This is a genomic window from Sphingobacterium sp. HJSM2_6 (genome assembly GCF_049316305.1).
Lineage (GTDB): Bacteria > Bacteroidota > Bacteroidia > Sphingobacteriales > Sphingobacteriaceae > Sphingobacterium.
Map to the genome: position 1 here is coordinate 233,445 of NZ_JBMOXB010000004.1, position 9,003 is coordinate 242,447.

General features: G+C 39.6%; 7 protein-coding genes and 1 tRNA gene. 2 read left to right on the top strand and 6 right to left on the bottom strand.

The genetic code is table 11. The annotated features are described in order from the left end of the window. Window positions 1–19 precede the first annotated feature (19 nt). From ACFRAE_RS05845 to ACFRAE_RS05870, 6 genes are all read right to left on the bottom strand, one after another. Window positions 20–562, bottom strand: coding sequence for an NUDIX hydrolase (locus ACFRAE_RS05845; RefSeq protein ID WP_422796194.1), 543 nt, complete (start codon window positions 560–562; stop codon window positions 20–22). Beyond that, window positions 563–2,302, bottom strand: coding sequence for a phospho-sugar mutase (locus ACFRAE_RS05850; protein ID WP_422796195.1), 1,740 nt, complete (start codon window positions 2,300–2,302; stop codon window positions 563–565). A gap of 52 nt (window positions 2,303–2,354) precedes the next feature. Then, the gene (locus ACFRAE_RS05855; protein WP_422796196.1) at window positions 2,355–3,005 is read right to left on the bottom strand and encodes a hypothetical protein; all 651 of its coding nucleotides are present in this window, start codon (window positions 3,003–3,005) and stop codon (window positions 2,355–2,357) included. Continuing rightward, a complete protein-coding gene (locus ACFRAE_RS05860) occupies window positions 3,002–3,877 on the bottom strand; it encodes an SDR family oxidoreductase (protein WP_422796197.1) in 876 nt (291 codons plus the stop codon). Before ACFRAE_RS05860 ends, ACFRAE_RS05855 begins: the two co-directional genes overlap by 4 nt. A gap of 4 nt (window positions 3,878–3,881) precedes the next feature. Then, entirely contained in the window at window positions 3,882–4,646 is a 765-nt protein-coding gene (locus ACFRAE_RS05865; protein WP_422796198.1) for an enoyl-CoA hydratase/isomerase family protein, read from the bottom strand. Window positions 4,647–4,781: 135 nt separating this feature from the next. Continuing rightward, window positions 4,782–7,445 carry a hypothetical protein gene (locus tag ACFRAE_RS05870; RefSeq protein ID WP_422796199.1) on the bottom strand — a complete coding sequence of 888 codons (2,664 nt, stop codon included), beginning with the start codon at window positions 7,443–7,445 and terminating at the stop codon, window positions 4,782–4,784. Window positions 7,446–7,553: 108 nt separating this feature from the next. Here ACFRAE_RS05870 and purD point away from each other — a divergent pair, with 108 nt between their 5' ends. Both purD and ACFRAE_RS05880 read left to right on the top strand, forming a co-directional pair. Next, a complete protein-coding gene (gene purD, locus ACFRAE_RS05875) occupies window positions 7,554–8,828 on the top strand; it encodes a phosphoribosylamine--glycine ligase (protein ID WP_422796200.1) in 1,275 nt (424 codons plus the stop codon). A 98-nt stretch (window positions 8,829–8,926) separates the two neighbouring features. Beyond that, window positions 8,927–9,001 (top strand) — tRNA-Glu (locus ACFRAE_RS05880). Window positions 9,002–9,003 lie beyond the last annotated feature (2 nt).

A 9,003-nucleotide genomic window follows, 5' to 3' on the forward strand; every position in this document is an offset into this window, starting at 1 on the left:
CGAATAAAGTTAGGTTGGATTAAATCCAACCTAACGTTTTAAAGGTGTAAAACATGGCCGAACTGTGTAAGGCTTGGCCTATTTTATTTTCAAACAGGAAATTCATGGCTTCTTCTTTATTCATTAAAACAACTTCAATGTCTTCCGAATCATCCAATTCTTGTTCTTGTATTTTTTGACCAGCTGTGAGCAGGTATGTGTAAGTTAAGTTGCCTGAGGTCGCTGGGTTAGCATAGAGCTTACAGATGTATTGGCAATCTTTGAATGCATATCCTGTTTCCTCGAGCAATTCACGTCGGGCGGCGAATTCTGGATCTTCCCCCGCTTCTACTACGCCTGCGGAGAGTTCAATCATGACTTCTTTGGCTCCATGGCGGTATTGCTTCACAAAAATGAGTTGTTCATCTTCTGTGATGGCAATCATATTAACCCATGTAGGGTATTCGAGTACATAATATTCTTCTTTGATTTGACCATTGGGCATTTCCAACCGATCGACTCGTAAGGTGGCCCAAGGACGTTGAAGGATATATTTCGAATCTAATACTTTCCAGTTCTCCATTTAGTTTTTTACGATATCAGCCATGATTTCCGTTACCTTATCATCCAGTCGATTCGAAATCTGTCCGTATTCATCGGTAAAGCGTAATTTTTCTTTCACGGAACAATAGAATTTTATTTTAGGTTCTGTTCCAGAAGGTCTTGCAGAAATTACATCTCCATCGACTGTGATAAATTGTAATACATCGGATGCAGGAAGTTCAATAACTGATTTTTCACCAGTTTCCATATTCGTCGTTTCTCTACGTTGATAATCACGAACTTCTTTCACCGCTATGGATCCCAATGTTTTAGGCAGATCAGCACGTAAATCAGCCATCATTTGCTTGATTTCGTCTGCTCCTGCTTTTCCTTTTTTGGTTAGGGAGATTAATTTTTCCTTATAGTAACCATATTCCAAATAGAGTTTTAGTAACACATCGTATAAGGAAAGGCCTTGATTTTTGAAATATGCCGTCATCTCCGCGATAAATGCGCAAGAGTTTACCGCATCTTTATCTCTTACTAAATCTCCGACCAAGAAGCCATAAGATTCTTCTCCACCGACTAAATAAACTTCTTCATCTTGGACGCGCGTCATGACTTCTCCAATAAATTTAAAACCCGTTAAGGTATCGTAGAATTTGACACCGAAGGAGCTTGCAATATCCGACAGTAAATTAGAAGTTACGATCGTTTTTACAATGTAATTGTTGGCTTTCAATTGGTTTAAGTCCTTTTTAGTCGATAAGACATAGTAGGTTAATAAACTGCCAATCTGATTTCCATTGATAAGTTGGAATACGCCTGAAGGTAATTTTATGGCTACGCCTACACGGTCTGCATCGGGATCCGTGGCCATCACCACATCGGCATTGAGCTCTTGTCCTTTAGCCATAGCCATAGACATTGCTTCTTCCTCTTCTGGATTAGGATAAATTACAGTTGGGAAGTTGCCGTCGGGATTGGCTTGTGCCTCCACCACCTGAACGTTTTCAAATCCCCATGCAGCCAACATTTTAGGCACGATGGTTATCCCTGTTCCATGAATTGGAGAATAAACGATACTAAGGTCTTTCTGTGCTTTTACAGCTTCAGGATGTATGCTTAATTTTAAGTTTTCAGCGATATATAATTGATCGAAATCTTCTTTAACTAGGTGGATATGGTCTTCCACTCGATTAAATTTAACTTCATGTACCGATTGTATTGCATTTACTTCCGTAATAACATTTTTGTCGTGTGGAGCAACTAATTGACCGCCATCATTCCAATACGCTTTATACCCATTGTATTCCTTAGGGTTATGGGAAGCCGTTAGCATAACACCGCCTTGGCAACCAAAATGACGCACGGCAAAGGATAACATCGGTGTTGGTCTGAGCTCTTGAAATAAATAAACTTGAATTCCATTGGCGGAGAACACATCGGCTACTAAGTGTCCGAAGGATTGTGAATTGTTTCGGCTATCATAAGATACGGCTACTTTGACCTGCTCATTTGGAAATTGCTTTAAGAGGTAATTGGCCAATCCTTGCGTAGCTTTTCCGATGGTATACTTATTCATACGGTTGGATCCAACCCCCATAATCCCCCTTAATCCTCCAGTACCAAACTCCAGTTCTTTGTAAAAAGAATCTAATAGCTCTGTTTCTTCTTGCTGATCAATCAAAGTTTGGACTTGATTTACGGTCTCCTGGTCGTATTCATCTGTGAGCCATTGATTGATTCTTGCTTGTGTCTCTTGATCTAGATTACCCATAATGGATTTTGTTGATGATATTAAAAAATTGATTTGTTTTTCGTTAATGTATCTATGCATCACAAGAAGCATAGGCTCTGTCTAAAATGGTAACATACCATATTTCTTCAAATTGTTTCACATGAAATATGAGATGATGGTCTTGTAGCGCCAAAATTACCCTATAGCTTCCTGTTTCCAAAGCATTAATTTTACTTTTTATGGCTTCATCATATGCTATCTGTTCATATTCGTCTAAAAATTTGGCAATTGTTTCCAATAATTGGGTGCCACTATTTTTCGTTGTGTCGGTGAAAAATCCGATTTTCTCCCATTGTTCTTTTCCACAATCGTAGGAAGGAAGACTTTCAAATGTTAACACTTGCTCATTGGAAAAAGTTTCATAAGCATAGTAAGACGGTACAGGATGTTTGAAATCGATAGCGTCTACGATGGTATACCTGTCAGCAGCTCCTGGTCGATGAATGATGGCAATCCCTTGTTCCGGATGAATTAAGGCATTTATTTTGGCCTGATCTTGACTTAAATAAGCTCGAGCAAAGCGGGTAATAACCTCGGATATTTGTTTAATTTGTTCGGGGTTATTGATTGCTATGCGTTTGCTGCTATCCAAATGCTGTTGCTGCTGCTTATTGCTGGAATTACAGGAACTGAATACGAGTAATCCAAAGAGGCCGATTATACGAATTAGTTTTAAATTCATGGCTTGTTAGATTGACGTATGGATTGTTCTATGGTATCCCACATTTCTTCTGGGATGGCTTCCAGTCCACTGAGTTGACCAGCACCTTGGAGCCATTCTCCTCCATCAATGGTTAACACTTCACCATTGATGTATCCTGCGAAGTCGGAAATCAAGAAGGCGGCTATATTGGCTAGTTCCTGGTGCTCGCCTACACGTTTTAAAGGAACTCGGTTTTTAAAGTCAAATTTTTGAGCTAGATCGCCGGGTAATAAACGATCCCAAGCCCCTTTGGTCGGGAATGGGCCTGGGGCAATGGCATTATGTCTGATGCCATATTTCCCCCATTCTACGGCTAAAGACCGGGTGAGTGTGAGCACTCCACCTTTGGCGACTGCTGAAGGAACGACGTAACCAGAACCGGTAAAGGCATAGGTGGTAATGATGTTGAGTACATTGGCTTGCTGTTTTTTTGTTATCCAGTTTTTGCCGAATTCCAATGTGCAATTTACGGTTCCTTTTAAAACGATATCTATAATCGTAGAAAAGGCATTGGCAGATAAACGTTCTGTAGGAGATATGAAATTTCCTGCGGCATTATTCACCAATACATCGACCCTGCCAAAGGCTTCTTCTGTTTTCTCTCGCAACACTTTTACGGCTTCGGTGTCACGTACATCGCAGGCAATAGCTAAGACGGGGTTGCCCGTTTGGTCGCTGATTTCTTTTGCCGTCTGCTCTAGCACGTCCAATTTGCGACTGCTAATCACCAAATTGGCGCCTAATGTTGAGAAATAAATCGACATGGCTTTTCCTAAGCCTGTTCCACCTCCCGTAACCACGATGGTTTTGCCTTTTAAGGCATCTTTTTGTAATGCTCCTTGTACTGCCATATCCTTATTTTTTGCTGAGGTTTTCGATAATGGTTTTTAAAATAGTTCGGGTGTTTGGAGCCCACCATTGGGTTAGCACCTGTTGGATGGCCTCTTCTTTGGTTTGTTCTAACGCTAACAGGAGGTTTTTACGAATATTTAGTTTGGAAGCTTGCCAAGCATTTTTTTCAAATGAGGCATACTGTTTTGCTTTGCGAATGGCAGTGGTTTGAATTCGGTTAAATGGAACTAGCTCATCCACTAAACCGACGCGAAGGGCATCTTGTGGTTGAAGTAATTTTCCTTCCAACAAAAATCTGGCGGCATTTGCTTTTCCAATCCAGAAATTATAGAGCTCAAAAATACTGCTAGGCACGATAATACCCACCGGAACTTCGTTTAATCCGATAATGAATTCCCCTTCGGCCATGATGCGGTAGTCGCAGCATAATGCAAGCACGCAACCTCCAGCAGGACTATGTCCTGTAATAGCGGCAATGGCGGGCTTGGGGAATGCACATAACTGATGTGCTAAGGAAATAAATTGTTCCCAGAAAAATCGGATTTGAGATTCATCGTATTGGTATAGGGTAATTAAATCTAATCCGGCACTGAAAAAACCTTCTTTTCCAGTGAGGACAATGGCTTCAATACTTGGGTTATGTTGTTGAGTAGTTAAAGTTTCCGAAAGTTCTTGGATCATTTCCAAGTGCATGGCATTGGATTTTCCGCGGTCAAGTTGGATGTAGCAAATATGATCGGTTATTTCTGTCTTGATAAATGTGCTCATGCTTCACGTAATTTTTATGATTATTAGGTGAAATTTACGTAAAATTTATACAACCTGATGAAGATTGACTCGAAGATTTTAGGAAATACTGGAGATCATAAAAAAGCCGAACGCTTTGATGGCGTTCGGCTTTCTTTATTTCACTTCGAAGTCGATGAGTTTTCGAATTAATCGTCCTTCAAAATCAATTCCTTCTATGGTGATTCGGTACGTGCCGATTTCATCGGAGGTGTAGAAATTGAAACTTGCTTTTCCATGTTCATCGGTTACGATTCCTGGTTCCCAATGAATTGTTGTGCGAAGATCAATATCAAATTGATTGGTTGACTCCGCTTCATAGGCTGGTTTAAAGAATTCACGTAGAATAGAAATTCCTTTTGGTTGAATAGATAGTAATCCTTTTGGTTTGCTATTTCCTCGACTCGCATCACGTCCTGTTTTGGAAGTGATGATGATTAGACCATTGGCACCATTACTTCCGTATATCGTGGTGTAATTGACATTACGTAATACCTCGACACTTTGTACATCTTGTGGAACAATGGAACCTAACATGTCGGCCTCTACATACATCCCGTCGAGAATGATTTGCATTTCGCCCATACCTCGTGTATTGAGTGCCTTCCCTTGGGAAAATAATACCCCGGTAAGTCGTCCATTCAAACACATTTCTAAGGAGCTACAAGTGGATAAATCATCAGCCGATAAAACCTGATCGGCATTCCCTGGGCCATTCATGTTTGCGGAATTCTCTGCAGCTTTTGGTCTTGTTGCGGTAACTACAATTTCTTCAATCTCGTTTACTTTATCCATCAATCCTTTGTTTTCTAATTGTTGATAGAATTTTTTTCCTGCTAATAACTGATCTCTAAATTTCGTGTTGATGTCGTTTAAAATGAGTGGTCGATTACGCTCATAGTTTACTTCAGGATTATCTTCGGGTACTAAGGTGATGTCGATGTTATTTTTTCCTTTTTCATCCTTTGCGGAGATCAAAAACTTGATGCTGTCTGGGAATACTAAATCGTTGAAAACAAATTTACCTTCTTCATTGGCCATCGTGTCAATATAGTCCATGAAGTTATGGGTAGGAACCAACTGTATTTTAGCATTTGGAACTGGTGCTTTCCGGCCTATTTTACGGGCATATCCAGCAATGTTGATTCCTTTTTCTGGAGCATATTTAGGTTCTTTATTTAAGCTGTCCAATGTTGTCCATACAATTTTTCGCCAGGCTTGAGTCATTAATAGATTGTCTAATTCTGTTGTTTTTACAGAACCGTCTTCATTGAAATAATACGCTGGTTTTTCTAAAAAGCCTTTGATGTTTGAACTGAGCAATAAGCTGCTTAGCATACTCACATCGTCTGTTAAATCCTTTCCGTATTTTGTAAGATTGATGACAGAAGCTGAAATGGCTGCTAATTTTACGGTATCTTCTGCATTACCGACTTCAATTTCACTGGTTACTTTACTGCGTTTTCCATAAGTAGGCTTATCCAATTTAGTTTGCATAGGCATAATGCGTTCTTTTGCTAAATGAAAAACCACGCGTTCTAACAAAGGATTGAAATCCTTGTTCATGACACTTAATGTAAATACACCGGAGGGTAGTTTTTCTTTAGGGAGGGTGAATAAGACATTTTTATTGGATGCTTTTTGCTTAGCGATATAGAACACATGTCCTAAATGTTGAGCCACGATGTAGAGATCTTCTGAGTTAATTTTGTCTTCCGTGAGATTTACCTGTGCAAATAATTTGCTGCTATTTGATTGGTTTATGGATATGCCATAGCCACTTGTTGTAATTTGTGGAAATGGGATACTTTTTTCACTGTTGTCTGCAAATTTTGCAAGTACCGAATATTGTCCATCTTTAGCAATGTAGCAAGGAGCAGATCCCATTCCCAATTCATTCGTTTCAATGCTTGCAATGGTATCTTTTGCGGAACTTAATAGATATACTTTCGCTTTAATTCCTTTGCCTTGTGGGTTAAGGGCTTTGAAAGCTATTTTATTGAGTTCATCCCCAATTACATGACCTCCTTCAGCAAAAACTTGTATGCTGTTTTCGGAAAAATAGGCTTTCGTGGTGATTTGTTTTTTTACAGGTCTTTTTTCAGGGTTATTGAAACTTAAAGTCAGGTCTTTTCCTTTGTTTTTCTCAGTGACTTTGATCCGTATCTGACCCTTACTGTCTAAATTTTCTTTTCCCTTGTCTACAACTTTGCCGTTGTCTGTAAATTGATAAGTGACTGCAGTCTTTGGCCATGCGGTTTCGGAAAGATTACTTAATTCAACGACGTAATAGGTAACCCCTTCTTCTGTTATGGTGGTGGTATTCGTCATGACATTATCGGAACGTACATTACCAATATTGATGACTTTTTCAAAGAAATAATCGGGATCGCTATTTTTCATCCAATTTGTATAGGATCTCATCCGGTAGGATCCTTCCACTAAAGAGTCTACCAATTCGATTTCTCCAACGCCTATACCGGAAAAAATGGCATTGACTTTCTTTGCCACAACTTCTCCTGCTGGACTGATGAGTTCGACATAGCCAATATTGGAAAGCACAGAAAGGTTGTTTTCCCAGCCTACTACATTATAGAGCTTATACCAGATGGTTTCGCCAACACCATAGACATTTCGGTCGGTATGGATGTGCAGTTTTTCTTGGGGGTATAAGTTGGCGAAATTGGTTAATTGTTCTTGTGTTTTTTCGATATTTTGTGCGCTAAGTTGTGCTAATAAGCACAAAATAAAGGCTTGCACTAGAAGGAATCTTCTCTTCATATTGGATTTATTGGTTAATGGAATATAATAATACGAAAAAATAGCAGATAATTTATAAAAGAAAAAAATGAATGCTTAATTATTCAATGGCTTCAATATCTTTGCGGTATGAATATTTTAATCATTGGCTCCGGAGGCAGAGAGTCTGCCTTTGCCTATAAAATCTCACAAAGTCCGAAACTTGACAAATTATACATCGCTCCAGGAAATGCAGGTACGCATCAATATGGTGAAAATGTGGATTTGAAAGTGAATGATTTTGAAGGTATTGGAGCGTTTGCAGTTCAACAACAGATTGATATGGTGCTGGTTGGCCCAGAAGAGCCTTTGGTGAAAGGTATTCATGATTATTTCTTATCTCAAGAGCATTTGAAAGGTATTGCTGTTATCGGTCCGCAGCAAGAAGGTGCGCAACTGGAAGGGTCTAAAGACTTTTCTAAGGAGTTTATGGAACGTCACCAGATTCCTACGGCAGCGTTTAAATCATTCGATAAAAGTAATTTGGAAGAAGGATTGGCGTATTTGGACACGCAAAACTTACCGATCGTCTTGAAAGCGGATGGTTTGGCTCAAGGAAAAGGGGTTTTAATTTTAGAATCTTACGAGGAAGCTAAATCGGAACTGAAAGCAATGATTTCTGATGCTAAATTTGGTGAAGCAAGTCAAGTGGTGGTGGTCGAGGAGTTTCTGAAAGGGATTGAACTATCTGTTTTTGTATTGACGGATGGTGAAAATTATAAGGTGCTTCCTTCTGCAAAAGATTATAAGCGAATAGGTGAGGGCGACACAGGATTGAATACCGGTGGAATGGGTTCTGTTTCTCCTGTTCCTTTTGCAGATCAATCGTTTTTAGACAAAGTAGAGGAGCGTATTATTAAGCCTACCGTGGATGGTCTTAAAAAAGATAATATACCTTATAAAGGGTTTATATTCATTGGATTGATGAATGTGGATGGAGAGCCTTTCGTGATTGAATATAATGTGCGAATGGGTGATCCTGAAACAGAATCGGTATTGGTTCGCATCGAGTCGGATCTGGTAGATTTACTGGAAGGGGTAGCGCAAGGAAATCTAATTGATCGCTCTTATACGGTATCATCTAAAACTGCAGCGACCGTGATGATCGTTTCTGGAGGATATCCAGGGAAATATGAGGTTGGAAAAGTGATTAGCAACATGGAAAATGTGAAAGAATCCATCGTTTTTCACGCAGGAACGAAACAAGATGGTGCGGATGTTGTAACTGCAGGTGGTCGTGTGTTGGCTGTTACTGCTTTGGAAGATGACTTGTTTTCTGCTTTACAACAAGCAACCGCAGACGCTGGTCGTATATTCTTCCAAGGAAAATACTTCAGAACAGACATAGGATTTGATTTAATATAAAAAATAATATTTTCAAAGCCAAGGAGTTATATTTTTGCGGTGTAAAATATTTGGGCTTATTGAAGAAAGCTCCTATATTTGCATCACCAAAGCAAAAAGGCCCGTTCGTCTAGGGGTTAGGACGCAAGATTTTCATTCTTGAAACAGGGGTTCGATTCCCCTACGGGCTACCAGA